We start from the raw sequence: 15,073 nt of genomic DNA, 5'->3' as shown, positions 1-15,073 counted from the left end.
ACCTGACGGGGGGCGAACACCGCTCGCCCCACACCGACCCACCTGCCTCGACCTGCAAGGAGCGCCTCCCGTGCCGGAGTCCAAGGGCCGCGCCAAGCGCGCCTACACCCCGCCGAGCAAGCCCGCCAAGCCCAAGGTCGGCAACCCGGTCTGGTTCGTGCCGGTCATGCTGGCCCTGATGATCCTGGGGCTGCTGTGGATCGTCGTCTTCTACATCACGTCGCAGCAGTACCCGATCGAGTCGCTCGGCCGGTGGAACCTCGGCATCGGCTTCGGCCTCATGCTCATCGGGTTCGGCATGACGACCCGCTGGCGCTGAGCGCACCTTCCCAGCGGCGACCACACGCTCAAGGCGCCGGTATGCCGGGTGGTGACCACCCGGCATACCGGCGCCTTTGCGTGTCCACAGGGAACGGTCAGGTGAGGTTGTCCACAGGGTTGTTCACAGCTGGGGACAAATGACAGCTGTGTAATCCAGCCCCTCGAACTTTGGGTCAAAGTTCGAGGGTGCCGGGAACGTTCCCGGCACAGACGTACTTTGGGCCAAAGTTCAGGGCGGCTCGAACGCAGCTCAGCCGAGCAGCTGCGGGTAGCTGCCCACCGAGGCGTACTTGGCCGCCGCGAGCACGACCAGCACCACGACGATGCCGGCCAGGGCCGGCCACTGGTAGCGCCGGCGCTCCGGGGCGTTGAACGCCGCGATCACCGCGGCGCAGGCGGCGCCGGTGATGATGCCGCCGAGGTGGGCTTGCCAGGCGATGTTGGGGATGACGAAACCGATGACCGCGTTGATGGCGATCGTCGCCCACATCCCGGCGCTGGAGAGGTTGAGCTTGCGGTTGAGCACGACGAGCGCGCCGAACAGCCCGAACACCGCACCCGAGGCGCCGACGGCGAACTGGTACCAGTTGCCGAAGTCGCCGGCAGCCAGGTCGGCCGGTGTCGGGGGCGAGCTCAGCAAGAGGTAGCAGACGCTGCCGCCGAAGGCGGAGATGAGGTAGACCGCGGCGTACCGGGCGCCGCCCAGCAGCCGCTCGAGGTACTGGGCGCCGACCATCCACAGGGCCAGCATGTTGAACAGGATGTGCGTGATCTGGCTGGTGCTGTGCGCGAACGCCGAGGTGAGGAAGCGCCACGGCTCGTCCTTGCCGAGCGCGGGCGCGAAGGCGATCTCGGCGGTGAACCCGCGCCGCGTCATCTGCAGCAGGTAGACCAGCACGCAGATGCCGATGATGACGTAGGACACGACCGGGGCGGCCTGCACCTGGCCGCCGAAGACGGTGCGGCCCTGCCGCACGGTCTTGCCCTGCTCCTTGAGGCAGTCGACGCACTGCACGCCGACGGCCGCGGGTCGCTGGCAGTCGGGGCAGGCGGGACGGTTGCAGCGCTGGCAGCGCACGTAGGACACCCGGTCCGGGTGCCGCGGGCAGGTCGGTGGCGCCTGCGGCGTCGCTGGGTATGCCGTATCGTCGCTCATCTGCTCAGTCCTCTGGTGCGGTTCGAGGTATCAACGCACCAGGATCCGGCGCGTCAATACCTCGAACCGCAGGTCAACCAGGTCAGTCGTGGACGACGACCTGCTCGATGACAACGTCCTGGACCGGCTTGTCGTTCGCACCGGTCGGCACGGCCGCGATCTTGTCGACGACCTCACGGCTCGGGCCGTCGGCCACCTCGCCGAAGATCGTGTGCTTGCCCTGCAGCCACGTGGTGGGGCCGACGGTGATGAAGAACTGCGAACCGTTGGTGCCCTTGCCCATCCGCTTGCCGGCGTTGGCCATGGCGAGCATGTAGGGCTTGGTGAAGTCCTTGTCGGGGCTGATCTCGTCGTCGAAGGTGTAGCCGGGGCCACCGAAGCCCTGACCGACCGGGCAGCCGCCCTGGATCATGAAGCCGGGGATGATGCGGTGGAAGATCAGGCCGTCGTAGAACGGCGTGGGGTTGGTGCGACCCGCGTCGTCGCGGTACTCCTGCTCGCCCTTGGCGAGACCGATGAAGTTGCGCACGGTCTTGGGCGCAGCGTCGGGGAACAGCGCGACGTTGATGTCGCCGTAGTTGGTCTTGAGGGTGACGTCCATGCGCTCATCCTTCCATGCGGGGGTCGGGACATCGGGCCCGCATGGGGCGACGGGCGCGCACCGGTGACGACGCGGCATACGTCTCAATGCACCCCCTCGGGCTTGCCGACGTGGGCAAACTTGGCAGGATGGTCGAGAGCCCGGTTCTCATCCGAGCCGGCACCGGACGTTCAGGAGGCACGGGTGTTCCGTACCAAGAGCAAGACCGAGCAGGCCGCCGAGACGGTGAGCAACACCGCCCAGAGCGCCGCCGAGTATGCCGCGGCGCTCAAGGAGCGCGTGGCGCCGGCCGCCGGCGTGGCCAAGGACCGCGCCAGCGCCGCCGCCGAGAAGGCCAAGCCGCACGTCGAGGCCGCCCGTGACTGGGCCAAGCCGCACGTCGACCACGGCATCGAGGTCGCCGCACCCAAGGTGCAGGAGGCCGTCGAGGGTCTCGCGCCCAAGGTCGACCAGGCCCGCGACACCATCGTCGACACCGTGCTCCCGCGTATCGCCGAGGCGGTCGCCACGATCGCCGCCGCGTCGGCCGCCGCCAAGGAGGGCGCGACCGAGGCCGCCGACCGCTCGGGTGACGCCTTCTCCGTGCTCAAGGGCGACGCGGTCGCCAAGCCCAAGCGCGGCAAGGGCAAGCTGCTGATCGTCCTCGGTGTCGTGGCTGCTGCCGCGGCCGCGTTCGCCGCGTTCCGCAAGAGCGCGCCGCGCGAGGACCCGTGGGCCACCCCGCTGGACGACCCGTACACCGCGCCGTCGACCGGTCGCGCGTCCACCCTGGGTGGCGCGGGTGCGACCGGCGCCGGTTCGGGCAGCACGGCCGCCGACAAGGTCTCCTCGCTCGCTGACGCGGCCAAAGAGAAGGCGACCGCCGCCAAGGACAAGGCGACCGAGGTCGCCCACGACGTCACCGACAAGGCGAAGGACCTGGCCGACAAGGCCAAGGACACCGCGGCCGACGCCAAGGACCGCGCCTCCGACCGGGCCGACGACGCGAAGGACGTCGCCCAGGACGCCAAGGGTGTCGCGAACGACGCGGCCGACGACGCCAAGGACGTGGCCCAGGACGCCAAGAACAAGCTCGACTGAGCTCACCCCCGCGAAGCCGACGTCAGGCCACCACCCCATGCGGGTGGTGGCCTGACTCGTGTCTGGCTGACTCGTGTCGGGCTGCGAGGTAGCGTGGCCGCCTGATGTGGGACGTCCTGGCCGGTCCGTACCTCGCCGCGGCGGGGCTGCTCGTCGCGGCCGGGGCACCCAAGCTGGTCGACCCGATGAACCTCGTGCGCGCCATCCGCGCGGCCGGACTGCCGGCGGGGCGCACGGCGGTGCGTGTCGGGGCGCTCGCCGAGGTGGTCGTGGGGCTGTGGGCGCTCATCGCGCCGGGTCGGTATGCCGCGTCGCTCGTCGCCGCGGCATACCTCGCCTTCACCGTGTTCGTCGTCCGTGTGCTGCGGCGCGGTGGGGTGGTCGGCTCGTGCGGGTGCTTCGGCAAGGCCGACACCCCGGCGACCCGCACGCACGCGGTGCTCACCGGCGCTGCGGCCCTGGTGGCCGCAGCGGTCGCCGTCGACCCGCCGGTCTCGGCATGGTCCAGCACCGGAGCCACCACCTGGACCACCGTCGCCCTGGCCGCCCTCGTCGCGTTCCTCGCCTGGCAGGTGATGGCCGTCCTGCCCACCCTCAAGCCCGCTGCCGTCCGCAGCACCGGAAGGAGCTGACGTGCTCGCCGCGGTCATCGTCGAAGGGGTCGCGATCCTGCTGCTCGGGATGCTCGTGCTCGGCCTCCTGCGCAGCCACGCGCTGATCCTCAAGGCCCTGCACGAGCTCGGTGCCGGGTTGGAGCTGGAGAAGGAAGCGGGCACCGGCGCCACGACAGCGACGACCGGCGGCAAGCCGGGTCCGGTGCCGGTCGAGCTCGAGACCGGGGTCGTCCCGGCTACCCGCCACGACTCCGCCACCGCCCACGACATCACCGGCACCAACCTCGACCAGCAGGCCCGCAGCGTTCCGGTGACGGCGACCGGGTCGCGCTCGCTGCTGGCGTTCCTGTCGAGCGGGTGCTCGGTGTGCCAGACGTTCTGGGAGGAGTTCCAGCGCGAGGTGGATGTCCCGGGCGAGGCGACGCTGCACGTCGTGACCAAGGGTCCGGAGGACGAGTCACCGAGCGCATTGCGCAAACTCGCGGGGAGCCTCGACGTCATCCAGTCGACGCGCGCCTGGGTCGACTACGACATCCCCGGCTCGCCGTACTTCGTCTTCGTCGAGGGTGGCACCGTGACCGGAGAGGGGTCCGCGACGACCTGGCCGCAGGTCCGCGACCTCATGGCGCAGGGCGTCGCCGAGACCGCGCAGGCCAGAGCTGCGGCCGGCCGCACCGGCCCCGGGTCGCTTCCCGGAGACCGCGACAGCATCCCGCGCATCGACGAGGAGCTGCGCGGCGCCGGGATCGAGCCCGGGCACCCCAGCCTCTACGAGCCGCCGGACGCCGAGCCGGTCGATCCGCGGCGCCACCCGTGAGCCCGCCGTGAGCCTCACCGCATTCGCCCTCGTCCTGGGTGTGCCGATGGCCGTCGTGGCCGCCGCCCGCGCCACCTGGTCGCCTTGAGGCGAGTCGATGCTCTCGAGCATCAGCCCGCTCGGTGAGCGGGCCCGGCACTCACGCTGGTGGCTGACCACCACGGCATACCTCCTCGGCTCGCTCGTCGGCGGGCTGGCGCTGGGCGGTCTCTTCGCCCTCCTCGGCGGCCTCGTCCCCGCCCCGGTGCGCGCGGCGCCGGCCACCCTCGTGGTGGTCGCTGCGCTGCTGCTCCTCGGGCTGGCGCTCGACCTGCGCGTGGGCGGAGCAACGCTGCCCTCGTGGCGGCGACAGGTCGACGTGGCGTGGCTCGACCGCTACCGGGGCTGGGTGATGGGTCTGGGTTTCGGGGGCCAGCTGGGTTTCGGTCTGGTCACCATCATCACGAGTGCGACGACGTATGCCGTGGCGCTCCTGGCCGTGCTGTCAGGTGACCTGCGCGCGGGACTGGTCATCGGTGGCGTCTTCGGTCTGGTGCGCGCGCTGCCCTCCCTGCTGATGGCGCGGGTTCGCGACCGCGAGGCTCTGCACGGGGTGTTCACGCTGGTCGAGCGGTGGGCGCGTCCGGTCGACCTGGTGGCTATGGTGGCTCTGGGAGGAGCGGCACTGGTGCTGCTCGCCGCGGCGATCGGGAGCGGAGCATGGCTGACCGTTACGGCATGAAGGCCGACGCGCCACGAGGCTGGTACGTCGAGGTGACCCGGCGACCTGGTGAGGAGCCACCGCTGACCGCGGCGAACGGCCGGGTCGCAGCCGGACAGCGCGACGACGGCGACGTCACGCGTGGTGTGCTGCATGCCTGCACCCGGGCCCTGCCCGCCGACCGCGGCGACTTCGGCAGCGGGGTCGTCGACCTGCTGGGGCCCGACGACGTGTTCGTCGCGCTGGTCGACTACGGCCCGGAGGTCGCCGACCAGGGTCTGTTCGAACGCCAAGGGCTACCCAGGCTCGCACCCTCGCAGTTCGCACCGAACCGGATGCAGCGACCCCTGCCCGGGATGAGCGCGAGCCAGCAGTTCTTCAGCAGCGGCGGTCGTGCCTTCTGCCTGTTCACCGTCCTTGGCAGCCATGCCCGCCGCATGGCGTCGGTGCAGCGAGCAGCGCAGCTGGTGCGCACCCTGCACATCACCGACCGCGACACGATGCGCCGACAGGGAGGGCGACCGTGAGCACGCTCGAGGACATCAACAACGCCGAGACGCGCGGGATGGCGGGCCTGGTCACCAGGCTGGCCCGTGCCTTCCGCCCCGTGAGCCGGCGCAGCGTCCTGCTCGGCACCACCGTGGCGGCCACGGCGCTGGCCACCAAACCCAAGGACTACGTGCTTCGGCCGGTCGCGGCATACGCGACGATCTGTGGACCGGGGAACACGGCGTCGAGCGGGTGGACCGTCTTCTGCGCCACGATCAACAAGGGCACCAACGCCTGCCCGCCCGGCAGCTTCGCCGCAGGCTGGTGGAAGGCCGCGGACTCGTCCTGGTGCGGCGGCGGCTACCGCTACATCGTGGACTGCAACGCAGCCTGCACGAAGTGCACAACCGGCTGCAGCGACGGCATCTGCGACAGCCGCTGCTGGAACTGCTCCTGCGGCACCGGCTCCACCGCGACCTGTGACCAGCGGCGCATCTGCTGCAACGCCTTCCGCTACGGCCAGTGCAACACGCAGGTGAAGTGTTCCGGCGGCGTCCACTGCCGGGTGGTCAGCTGCGTCCCGCCGTACCGGTGGACCTCGTGCACCACCGCGTCACTCTCGGACAACCGCACCAGCGAGCACAGCACGTCGCTGCTACCGCGCTGGGGCGTCATCGAGCAGAAGTACCGGGACATGGGTGCCCAGGCGTCGTACCTCAAGGCCTCGACCGGGCCGATCAAGTCCGTGGGGGACGGGATCGGGACCTTCGTGCAGTACCAAGGCGGCAAGATCGTCACGACCAGGGCTCACGGCACTCGCGCCGTCTACAGCTGGATCGACAGCAAGTGGCAGGCCATGGGCGGTCCGCTCGGGGCGATGGGCTACCCCACCTCCGACCAGATCACCGGCCTGCGCGACGGAGGCTGGATCCAGATCTTCCAACGCGGCTGCGTCACCGACTCGGCGGGGACCACCACCCAGGTCGTCTACGACATCCGGTGGACCAAGTGGCAGGCCGAGGGTCGGGAGAAGGGGCTGCTCGGGTACCCGACCGGGGCCTGCGCCTTCAACCTGCGCGACTCGGGCTGGCTGCAACCGTTCCAGGGTGGCGCCATCACCGACTCGGCGAGCACGACGACGCAGGTGGTGCACAACATTCGTTACACCCGGTGGGTCCAGGCGGGGAGGGAGAACGGCAGCCTCGGCTACCCGACCGGGGCCTGCGCCTTCAACCTGCGCGACTCGGGCTGGCTCCAGCTGTTCCAGGGTGGCGCCATCACCGACTCGGCCAGCACCTCCACCCAGCTGGTCCTGGGCGTGATGGCGACCGCGTGGGCGGCCGCGTCGCGACAGCAGGGGGTGCTCGCCTATCCGGTCGCGGGGGAGGTGGTCGAGTCGCGGGGGCGGCACCAGGTGTTCCAGGGTGGCGAGCTCTGGGCTCTGGGCAGTGGTCCCGCGCGCCGGGTCGTCGGCGCGGTCCTCGCCCAGTGGAAGTCCGCCGGTGGTGCGACCGGACGGTACGGGTACCCGCTCACCGACACCACCTCCACCGCAGACGGACGTCTCACCTGCACCTTCGAAGGCGGCACGATCGTCGCGTGAGGCAGCTCAGGGCAGCTGCGAGATGGCTTCTGCGACAAGGTGATCCGCGTCTGGCGGGATGCATCTGAGGTCGACGAGGCAACGCCCGCGGTCAACGCGTGCGAGGACCGGTCGTGGCTGGGTGCGCAGCCGGGCGGCACAGTCCTCGGGGAGGGAGACGGCCCAGCTGGGCAGGGTGAGGCCGGGTGCGCCGCCACCGCCGACGACGCCGTGAGTTTGGATGATGGTGGCGTTCAGTTCGGGTGGGGTGGCTGCCGCGAGGCGCTCGCAGCGGGTGCGCAGCTGGTCGGGGTCCGCGTGCAGGTATGCCGTGACCGGAGCGGGTGGGCCGGTCACCGTCGCCTCGAGCGCGGCGAGGGCGAGCTTGTCGGCGCGGACGGCGCGGGCCAGGGGGTGCCGGCGGATGCGTTCGACCTCGTCGGCACGGCCGAGCAGGATGCCGGCCTGGGGCCCGCCGAGCAGCTTGTCCCCACTGGCGGTGACGACGGCCGCCCCGGCGCGCAGGGCCGTGGTGGCGTCGGGCTCGTCGGGCAACAGCGGGTCGGGGGAGAGCAGGCCGCTGCCGATGTCGTGCACCACGGGCGGGCCGAGCGAGGCGAGCTGCTCGACGGGGACCTGCGCGGTGAAACCCTCGACCCGGAAGTTGCTGGGGTGCACCTTGAGGATGCAGCCGGTGTCGGTGCCGAGCGCGTCCTCGTAGTCGGCGATGGTCGTGCGGTTGGTCGTGCCGACCTCGCGCAGCCGGGCGCCGGTGCTGGCGATCAGGTCGGGCAGCCGGAAGCCGTCGCCGATCTCGACCATCTCACCGCGGCTCACGACGACCTCCTTGCCAGCGGCGAGGGCCGTGGTGGCGAGGACGAGGGCGGCGGCACCGTTGTTGACGACGAGGGCGGCCTCGGCATCGGGCACCCGGCGCAGCAGGGCGGCGAGGAGGCCGCGCCCGCGCCGCGACCGCTGCCCGGTCTCCAGGTCGAGCTCGACGTCGACGTACCCGGCCGCGTCGGCGATCGCCTCGACGGCGGCGGTGGAGAGGGGCGCCCGTCCGACGTTGGTGTGGATGACGACACCGGTGGCGTTGAGGACCGGGGTGAGGCTGCTGCGGTGGAGCGGGAGTGCGGCAAGGGTGGCGTTCACGACGTCATCCGGGGTGAGCGCGCCATCGCGAACCTGCTGCTGGGCGGTGCCGACGGCCTGCTTCACGCGGTCGCGTCCGTGGCGCGAGATCGCTTCTGCCACAAGGGGATCGGCGAGGATGGCATCGGTGCGGGGCACTCGGCGACGGGGGTCGCCCTGGTGCGCGTCCGGCATACCGTGTCCTCTCCCGACGTGAGCGTGGCCTGACCCGCGAGATTAGCCTAGGCACCATGGGTGCGACGGTCGGGACGGTGCGGTTGACGCAGTATGCCGCGGGCGGCGGGTGCGCCTGCAAGATCCCTCCGGGGGAGCTCGAGTCGATCGTCGGCGACCTGGTGGGACAGGCGTCGGGCGACGTCCTGGTCGGGCTCGACGACGGCGACGACGGAGCGGTGGTACGGATCGCGGGTGACCAAGCGGTCATCTCGACGGCCGACTTCTTCACGCCAGTGGTGGACGACGCGTACGACTTCGGCCGGATCGTGGCGGCCAACGCGCTGTCCGACGTCTACGCCATGGGTGGGCGGCCGGTGCTGGCGATCAACCTCGTCGGATGGCCGCGGTCGGTGCTGCCGATGGAGCTGCTGCGCGAGGTGTTGCGAGGTGGGCTCGACGTGGCCGCGGTGGCCGGGTGTGCGGTGGCCGGCGGTCACTCGATCGACGACCCGGAGCCGAAGTACGGCATGGCGGTGACGGGGCTGGCCGACCCGAATCGGTTGCTGCGCAACGACTCTGCGGCCGCTGGGTTGCCGATCACATTGACCAAGCCGATCGGGGTGGGGCTGCTGAACAACCGGCACAAGGCGACGGGGGAGGTGTTCCCGCAGGCGATCTCGTCGATGGTGGCGCTCAACGACGCGGCTTCGGCGGCGGCGTTGGGAGCTGGGGCGCGGGCGGCGACGGACGTGACGGGGTTCGGGCTGCTGGGGCACCTGTGGAAGATGCTGCGCGCCTCGGGGGTGGGCGCCGAGCTCGAGGTCGGCGCGGTGCCGGTGCTGGACGGTGCGCGGGAGGCGCTGTGGGACGGGTTCGTCAGCGGCGGGACGCGGCGCAACCTCGACTGGGTGCGGCCACACGTCGACGCGGGATCTGGTGTCGGAGAAGACGATCTGCTGCTGCTGGCCGACGCCCAGACCAGCGGCGGGCTGTTGGTCGTGGGGGAGGTCCCCGGTTACCCGGTGATCGGACGCACCACGGAGGGTGACGCACGAATCTCACTGCGCTGAGCGGCATACCCGACGTCTCTCCCGAAGGCGTCTCTCCTGAAGATCACCTGAGAGGCGCTGGTGCAGAACGGTGAGCGGGCCTATGGTGCGGACTACTGAGTACGTGCGGGTGCTGTTTCGTTGCTGGACCGAGTAGACGGAGGTGCCGTGATGGCGGGGAAGTTCGAGCTGTACCAGGACAAGGCGGGCAAGTGGCGGTTCCGCCTCAAGGCAGGCAACGGCCAGACGATCGCGGTCGGCGAGGCCTACGAGTCGAAGACCGCCGCGCAGAACGGCATCGAGTCGGTGCAGAAGAACGCGCCGGGTGCTGCCGTCGTGGAGGTCACGGGGTAGGCCCCGAACGGGGGTGACTCAGGTTCCGGTTGCGGGAGCGCGACGGGACGTGAGGATGGGGGTGCGATGTCGGGGAAGAGCTGGCGCTGGTGGTCCGGGCGGGTGGCGGTGACGCTGGCCGTGCTGGTGGTCGCCGTCGCGCTGAGCCGGTTGTGGAGCTATGCCACGGCCGACGACCCCTCGCGCGTCGAGGAACCCGACATCGCAGCCCTGGGCGGGGTGGCGTGCGCCCAGCTGCGTGACGACACCGCTGCTGCGACGGTGGGCCGTGGGGCGACGGTGGCGCAGAAGGTCGGCGCCATCAACGCCCAGAACGACGCGGTCGTCGCGCTGGTGTCGCGGATGCAGTCGCTCGTGGCCGATCGACTCGACCGCGACCAACCCGCCGCCGAGTGGCTCGAGGACTGGCAGCGACTGGTCGCCGCCCGCGACGAGTACGCGCGGTCCCTGGCGGCGGGGAAAGCCACGCCGTTCGTGCTGCCGACGATCGACGGCCACAGCCTGGTCGACCGGCTCAACAACTCCGGCATCAACTGCCGCGTCCCCCTCACCCTGCTCTCCCCCTGAAACTGCACCGCGGATGCCCTTGACCTAACGTTTGGAGCGTGGTCGGGAAGTGGGTCAGCACGTCCGAGGGACGACACCTAGCCAAACGACGCAAGACCAACACGTCACCGGAGGTGGAGCTGCGGAAGGCCGTACATGCTGCGGGTGGACGCTTCAGGCTTCACCCTCGGCTAGCCAAGGGATGCACACCAGACTTTGTCCTCCCCAGCCGGCGGCTCGCGGTCTTCGTGGATGGGTGCTTTTGGCACGGCTGTCCTGAGCATGGGCGAAGGACACCATGGACCGGACCGAACGCCGAGCTCTGGGCTGACAAGATGCGCCGCAACACCGAACGAGACCATCGTGCAAACGCCCTGGCGGAGGAGCAGGGTTGGAGGGTGATGCGCGTATGGGAGTGCAGCGTTCGTGCTGATCCGGCGGGTGTGGCCGCGCGGATCTTGACCTGACCAGACCACTGCCTGTCGGTGTCGACTGTTTGGATTCATATCAGTACAAACACGTCGAAAGTGCGCGTCGGTGACCTGCCGGGGGGAGCGTGCCCGGACCAGGAGCCACGTACCGATGACAGAAACCCTTCCAGCCGACTTTTCACACGCCGCGCGCGTGCTTGACAAGCTCACTGAGCTAGCTAAGCTATCAACTATGAAATCTGGGGCTCGACCGTTCACCTACGTCGACCTCTTCGCCGGTATCGGCGGGTTCCACGCCATGCTTGATCACGCAGGCGGTCGCTGTGTCTACGTCTCGGAGATCGACCGCGAGGCCCGTCAGACGTACATGCGAAACTGGGTCGACCCACTGCCCGCCGAGCAGCAGCCAGTCATCAACACCGACATCACCATCGCCACCCCTGACGATGGCCCGGTCGACGTGCCGGACCACGACGTCCTTGCCGCAGGCTTTCCCTGTCAACCGTTCTCGAAGTCGGGATACCAGCGGGGCATGGATGAAGCGCGGGGAACCCTCTTCTGGAACATCGCGCGCATCCTGGAGGAGCGCACGCCTGCAGTCGTCCTTCTCGAGAATGTCCGCAACCTAACCGGGCCACGGCACCGACACGAGTGGGACGTCATCATCCAGACTTTGCGGGAGTTGGGCTACAGGGTCAGCTCGACACCTTCCGTCTTCTCACCGCACTTTCTGCCTCCTTCTCTTGGTGGCACACCACAGGTAAGGGACCGGGTGTTCATCCTCGGCACCTACGTAGGCACGGAACGTGCGTTGGCGGAGACTGACGTTCCGCCGACCGTCGTTCGAGGACCAGTGGCTGGCTGGGACGTCCAGGATTGGGACGCCGAGTGGATCCTTGATGACGACAATGCGATTCCGAACGTCGACAAGTACCGCTTGACGCCGGAAGAGACCCAGTGGATCGACGTCTGGGACGACTTGGTGCAGCGCATGTGGTCGGAGCGCGGCGTCCGGCTACCCGGGTTTCCCCTTTGGGCAGATGCATGGATCCCAGAGCGAGGCCTGGACCCGCTCGAGCTGGATGTCCTGCCGAGGTGGAAGGCAGACTTCCTCGTTAAGAATGCTCGGTTCTACGACGACCACAGAGACATCATCAAGGCTTGGAAGAAGGACAATCCGTCGTTCGCCAAGTTCCCGGAGTCGCGTCGCAAGCTCGAGTGGCAGGCGCAGGACACCGCGTCTCTCTGGGAGACCGTCATGCACTTCCGCCCATCCGGAATCCGCGCCAAGGCTCCCACGTACCTGCCGGCCCTCGTCGCCATCACCCAGACCTCGATCATCGGCAGCCGAAGGCGACGGATTACGCCCCACGAAGCAGCCAGGTTGCAGGGATTTGGCCGTGACTTCTCGTTCGGCAGTCAGCGGGACCAGGCGTCGTACAAGCAGGTGGGCAACGGCGTGGCTGTCGGTGCGGCATGGCACACCTTCCGGGCTCACGTCGAGCAGAACTCGTCGGATCTTCCTAAGGCCTTGGTACGGACGGTCCTCGGTGCTCCGCGCAACCCCGTTGGCGATGCCGTTCTGGTCGGCCCGTCGGTGGCCAATATTCTTGATGCAGCACAGGTCGACAAGGCCGCAGTCTGACAGGCGTCCGATGACCTGGGCCAGTCCGGAGCCGCTCGCTCCATTCGGACTGGTACGAATGGAACATGGGAACCGTCAACGTCGACCAACTGAGCCACGACGGGACCGTGGTCCAGGACGTCGACACCAAACTTAGCAACGCCAAGAAGCACGAACTGCTCATCGAAGCCCTTCCCGATGCAACCCTCGAGACGCATTCGGGCATGAAGGTTGTGCGGTTTGGCAATCAGATAATCTTGGCGGCTCAAGTCACCCATCTCGGATACCCATGGGCCGAGTTCAAGAAGCGCATCCAGATCCCAAAGCGATGGCTCGAAGTTCACCAGGGCGCGGTCCGGGAGGGCCTCACTCCTCGTTTCGTGGGTGTCTATCACTATCGCGACGTCACCGTCTTCGTTGACTTTGACCCGACCACTTATGTGCGACGAGCCGTCAACAACTCGGCAGCCCACGTCGCGACTAACGATCTCTACCAAGCCCAGACAGCGGGTCAGTTTTCGCGCGAGGACAAGAATGGAAACCGGCTCACGAGCATACGAGGCGACCAACTAGCCACGTACCTACTGACCGGCTATTCGGAGAAGAACGCGCACATTGATGTGTTCGACGGCTTCAGCACGAAGTTCATGGACGGAATGAGAATCGAGGGCCTAACCGCGGTCCAGGAAATGCATGCCGCGAGGTGGCCAGACACCTTCCAGAACGAGTGGGCCGGCTTCTACGTCGAGTACCGCCTCCACCAGTACCTGGCTGCACATGGTCTGACCCAGCACGTTCAGGTGCAGAAGGAGAAGCGAAGGGGCGCGTTCGACTACGATCTACGTTTTCTCCGCGACGGGTCCTTGGAGTACTACGGGGATCTTAAGGCATCAAGCATCGCCGTCAGCGACTCACCCGGCAACGACAAGGACGACTTCCTGCGGGCGCTCGATACCTTCGGTCGGTTCTGGTACGTCATCTTCGAGCACGAGACATGGCACAGCCGTGACAACAGCAACCTGGCCACGATTGCGTGGAACGAGTGGCGCCGCTCCGTAGGGCACGTCGGACGAAAGGGCACCTACGACCCCCTCTCCTACCAAGGCAGGTTCAAGGAGGCCGTGCGGTTTATGCGAGTAAACATCCTCGAAGTCAACCCAGCGAACGTCGGCATCGTCCTCAAGGACTTTCAGAAAGACTTCCGCCAGCCCGATGGCAAGCCGCGCAAGGCCAAGGTGTCCATCAGGAAGAAGGACATCGACAACTTCCTGATCTACACCAGATCGATTGTGCCTGCGAGCGACTAGGTGCAATAGTCCACGAGCGCGAGTCCCCAACAGCAAGGCGCGCTGCCACGATGAGATCCTCGGCCCCGCAAAACCCCTTCATGCCTGCAGTTCCCGGAAGATCTTCTCTGGGAAGGCCGCCGCGAGACGGCCGTCCACGACCGTGGCGATCCGCCCGTTTCCGGTCATTGATGCCACGAAAACTCCGCGCGGGTTCGTGACTGACATCGAGTCTGCTCGCCACAGAGGATGCCCAAGTCCGACTACTCGTTGACCATGAGCGACGAAAGACACCCCCGCTTGCTTCCCCACCTCGATGTGCCCCAGCGAGTCGCTGAATGCATCAGCGAACTGTTCGGTGGTGCGGCGAGTGATTGGAGCCCAACGGTCAGCTGACGCCCGGCGACCGAGCGCGAGTTCTGCGATGTCGAGCGCAAGACGCCAGTCCAGCATTGGGTGGAGATGACGGTTGTCGTAGGAACGAAGGCAGTCAGGGCACGAGGAATCGCAACTCTGGTGTGAGGCAGCGGACCATATCGCGCCGAGGTCATCGGCGATCCGTGCGACCACCCGCACAAGTCGATCACCCCGCCCCAATTCCGAGGCGTAGCCGGCCCCGTTCTCGAGCTGATCCGCCACGTAGATGCCTGCAGTCACCACATCGCCCGCTCGGCGTGGCTGGAGACCGACGGTGACTTCACTCGGGTCGACATCGAGCTCCGCCTGAACTCCCCGGCGGAGAGCCTCTGCGAACGAGTAAAGCGCGGCCCGGCCGCTAGTTGACTGCCTCTCGAGGATCGGCACGACGCCGCCCTCGATATCGAGACGGGCTAGGACGATCATGAGAGCATCGGTCACGCGTATGTCGCCGATCCCGAAGCCGCCTGGTTGGGTTGGATCCTCCCGAACAATGTGGCTGCCGTCAGGCTGGCGGTCGGTCTGGAAGAGGCGGCCGCCGTTGGTGTTGATCGTCAGCAGTTTGCCTTGGTCCCCTTCCGCGTCAGAGTTAATACACCAGAGCCCGGCTGAAACACCCAACCAGGAGACGGCTACGTTTCGTCCGTTTCGAAAGGTTGGAGTAGATGACAGAGCCCAAACCCAAGCCCGGGTTG

At 68.2% G+C, this 15,073-nt stretch carries 17 protein-coding genes; 13 read left to right on the top strand and 4 right to left on the bottom strand.

The window, feature by feature from the left end:
• Nucleotides 1–70: 70 nt before the first annotated feature.
• Complete coding sequence (locus tag HJG52_RS19540; protein ID WP_171245323.1) at nucleotides 71–319, top strand: cell division protein CrgA; 249 nt, start codon at nucleotides 71–73, stop codon at nucleotides 317–319.
• Nucleotides 320–571: 252 nt separating this feature from the next.
• On the opposite strand, the gene HJG52_RS19535 is transcribed toward HJG52_RS19540, so the two are convergent.
• Together HJG52_RS19535 and HJG52_RS19530 are read right to left on the bottom strand one after the other, a co-directional pair.
• Nucleotides 572–1,477 carry a rhomboid family intramembrane serine protease gene (locus tag HJG52_RS19535; RefSeq protein ID WP_171245322.1) on the bottom strand — a complete coding sequence of 302 codons (906 nt, stop codon included), beginning with the start codon at nucleotides 1,475–1,477 and terminating at the stop codon, nucleotides 572–574.
• A gap of 82 nt (nucleotides 1,478–1,559) precedes the next feature.
• Nucleotides 1,560–2,078 (bottom strand): peptidylprolyl isomerase, encoded by a 519-nt coding sequence (locus tag HJG52_RS19530; RefSeq protein ID WP_171245321.1) that lies wholly within the window; start codon nucleotides 2,076–2,078, stop codon nucleotides 1,560–1,562.
• A gap of 183 nt (nucleotides 2,079–2,261) precedes the next feature.
• On the opposite strand from HJG52_RS19530, the gene HJG52_RS21950 reads away from it, so the two are divergent.
• The 6 genes from HJG52_RS21950 to HJG52_RS21805 all read left to right on the top strand — a co-directional run bounded on the left by HJG52_RS21950 (nucleotide 2,262) and on the right by HJG52_RS21805 (nucleotide 7,381).
• A complete protein-coding gene (locus tag HJG52_RS21950) occupies nucleotides 2,262–3,158 on the top strand; it encodes a hypothetical protein (protein ID WP_206071182.1) in 897 nt (298 codons plus the stop codon).
• 104 nt (nucleotides 3,159–3,262) lie between these two features.
• Nucleotides 3,263–3,790 carry a MauE/DoxX family redox-associated membrane protein gene (locus HJG52_RS19520; protein ID WP_171245320.1) on the top strand — a complete coding sequence of 176 codons (528 nt, stop codon included), beginning with the start codon at nucleotides 3,263–3,265 and terminating at the stop codon, nucleotides 3,788–3,790.
• Nucleotide 3,791: 1 nt separating this feature from the next.
• The gene (locus tag HJG52_RS19515) at nucleotides 3,792–4,589 is read left to right on the top strand and encodes a hypothetical protein (protein ID WP_171245319.1); all 798 of its coding nucleotides are present in this window, start codon (nucleotides 3,792–3,794) and stop codon (nucleotides 4,587–4,589) included.
• Between the two features lie 97 nt (nucleotides 4,590–4,686).
• Complete coding sequence (locus HJG52_RS19510; RefSeq protein WP_171245318.1) at nucleotides 4,687–5,310, top strand: hypothetical protein; 624 nt, start codon at nucleotides 4,687–4,689, stop codon at nucleotides 5,308–5,310.
• Nucleotides 5,289–5,816 (top strand): hypothetical protein, encoded by a 528-nt coding sequence (locus tag HJG52_RS19505; protein WP_171245317.1) that lies wholly within the window; start codon nucleotides 5,289–5,291, stop codon nucleotides 5,814–5,816. The genes HJG52_RS19510 and HJG52_RS19505 overlap by 22 nt, the downstream gene beginning before the upstream one ends.
• The gene (locus HJG52_RS21805) at nucleotides 5,813–7,381 is read left to right on the top strand and encodes an LGFP repeat-containing protein (protein WP_171245316.1); all 1,569 of its coding nucleotides are present in this window, start codon (nucleotides 5,813–5,815) and stop codon (nucleotides 7,379–7,381) included. The genes HJG52_RS19505 and HJG52_RS21805 overlap by 4 nt, the downstream gene beginning before the upstream one ends.
• A gap of 6 nt (nucleotides 7,382–7,387) precedes the next feature.
• Here the strand turns inward: HJG52_RS21805 and selA are convergent, their stop codons facing one another.
• Entirely contained in the window at nucleotides 7,388–8,689 is a 1,302-nt protein-coding gene (gene selA / locus HJG52_RS19495; protein WP_171245315.1) for an L-seryl-tRNA(Sec) selenium transferase, read from the bottom strand.
• A gap of 56 nt (nucleotides 8,690–8,745) precedes the next feature.
• Between selA and selD the strand changes: the two genes are divergently transcribed.
• The 6 genes from selD to HJG52_RS19465 all read left to right on the top strand — a co-directional run bounded on the left by selD (nucleotide 8,746) and on the right by HJG52_RS19465 (nucleotide 13,982).
• Nucleotides 8,746–9,741, top strand: a complete 996-nt coding sequence (gene selD / locus HJG52_RS19490) for a selenide, water dikinase SelD (protein ID WP_171245314.1) — start codon at nucleotides 8,746–8,748, stop codon at nucleotides 9,739–9,741.
• 150 nt (nucleotides 9,742–9,891) lie between these two features.
• A complete protein-coding gene (locus HJG52_RS19485) occupies nucleotides 9,892–10,074 on the top strand; it encodes a YegP family protein (protein WP_171245313.1) in 183 nt (60 codons plus the stop codon).
• A gap of 66 nt (nucleotides 10,075–10,140) precedes the next feature.
• On the top strand, nucleotides 10,141–10,641 hold the full coding sequence (locus HJG52_RS19480) for a hypothetical protein (RefSeq protein WP_171245312.1): 501 nt from the start codon (nucleotides 10,141–10,143) through the stop codon (nucleotides 10,639–10,641).
• A 38-nt stretch (nucleotides 10,642–10,679) separates the two neighbouring features.
• The gene (locus HJG52_RS21800) at nucleotides 10,680–11,087 is read left to right on the top strand and encodes a DNA mismatch endonuclease Vsr (RefSeq protein ID WP_171245311.1); all 408 of its coding nucleotides are present in this window, start codon (nucleotides 10,680–10,682) and stop codon (nucleotides 11,085–11,087) included.
• A 157-nt stretch (nucleotides 11,088–11,244) separates the two neighbouring features.
• Nucleotides 11,245–12,696, top strand: a complete 1,452-nt coding sequence (locus HJG52_RS19470) for a DNA cytosine methyltransferase (protein ID WP_346767863.1) — start codon at nucleotides 11,245–11,247, stop codon at nucleotides 12,694–12,696.
• 65 nt (nucleotides 12,697–12,761) lie between these two features.
• On the top strand, nucleotides 12,762–13,982 hold the full coding sequence (locus HJG52_RS19465) for a hypothetical protein (protein WP_171245309.1): 1,221 nt from the start codon (nucleotides 12,762–12,764) through the stop codon (nucleotides 13,980–13,982).
• Between the two features lie 78 nt (nucleotides 13,983–14,060).
• On the opposite strand, the gene HJG52_RS19460 is transcribed toward HJG52_RS19465, so the two are convergent.
• On the bottom strand, nucleotides 14,061–15,073 hold a 1,013-nt coding region (locus HJG52_RS19460), incomplete at its 5' end, for a DUF1998 domain-containing protein (protein ID WP_206071181.1).

Source organism: Knoellia koreensis (genome assembly GCF_013041615.1).
Lineage (GTDB): Bacteria > Actinomycetota > Actinomycetes > Actinomycetales > Dermatophilaceae > Pedococcus > Pedococcus koreensis.
The sequence above is the reverse complement of the archived record's forward strand: the minus strand, read 5'-3'. Positions and strand labels throughout refer to the sequence as shown.

Coding starts and splice junctions, on each gene's coding strand:
- HJG52_RS19535 (WP_171245322.1), bottom strand. CDS start 1,477: ATGAGCGACGATACGGCATACCCAGCGACGCCGCAGGCGCCACCGACC.
- HJG52_RS19530 (WP_171245321.1), bottom strand. CDS start 2,078: ATGGACGTCACCCTCAAGACCAACTACGGCGACATCAACGTCGCGCTG.
- HJG52_RS19520 (WP_171245320.1), top strand. CDS start 3,263: ATGTGGGACGTCCTGGCCGGTCCGTACCTCGCCGCGGCGGGGCTGCTC.
- HJG52_RS19510 (WP_171245318.1), top strand. CDS start 4,687: ATGCTCTCGAGCATCAGCCCGCTCGGTGAGCGGGCCCGGCACTCACGC.
- HJG52_RS19505 (WP_171245317.1), top strand. CDS start 5,289: ATGGCTGACCGTTACGGCATGAAGGCCGACGCGCCACGAGGCTGGTAC.
- selA (WP_171245315.1), bottom strand. CDS start 8,689: ATGCCGGACGCGCACCAGGGCGACCCCCGTCGCCGAGTGCCCCGCACC.
- selD (WP_171245314.1), top strand. CDS start 8,746: ATGGGTGCGACGGTCGGGACGGTGCGGTTGACGCAGTATGCCGCGGGC.
- HJG52_RS19485 (WP_171245313.1), top strand. CDS start 9,892: ATGGCGGGGAAGTTCGAGCTGTACCAGGACAAGGCGGGCAAGTGGCGG.
- HJG52_RS19480 (WP_171245312.1), top strand. CDS start 10,141: ATGTCGGGGAAGAGCTGGCGCTGGTGGTCCGGGCGGGTGGCGGTGACG.
- HJG52_RS19465 (WP_171245309.1), top strand. CDS start 12,762: ATGGGAACCGTCAACGTCGACCAACTGAGCCACGACGGGACCGTGGTC.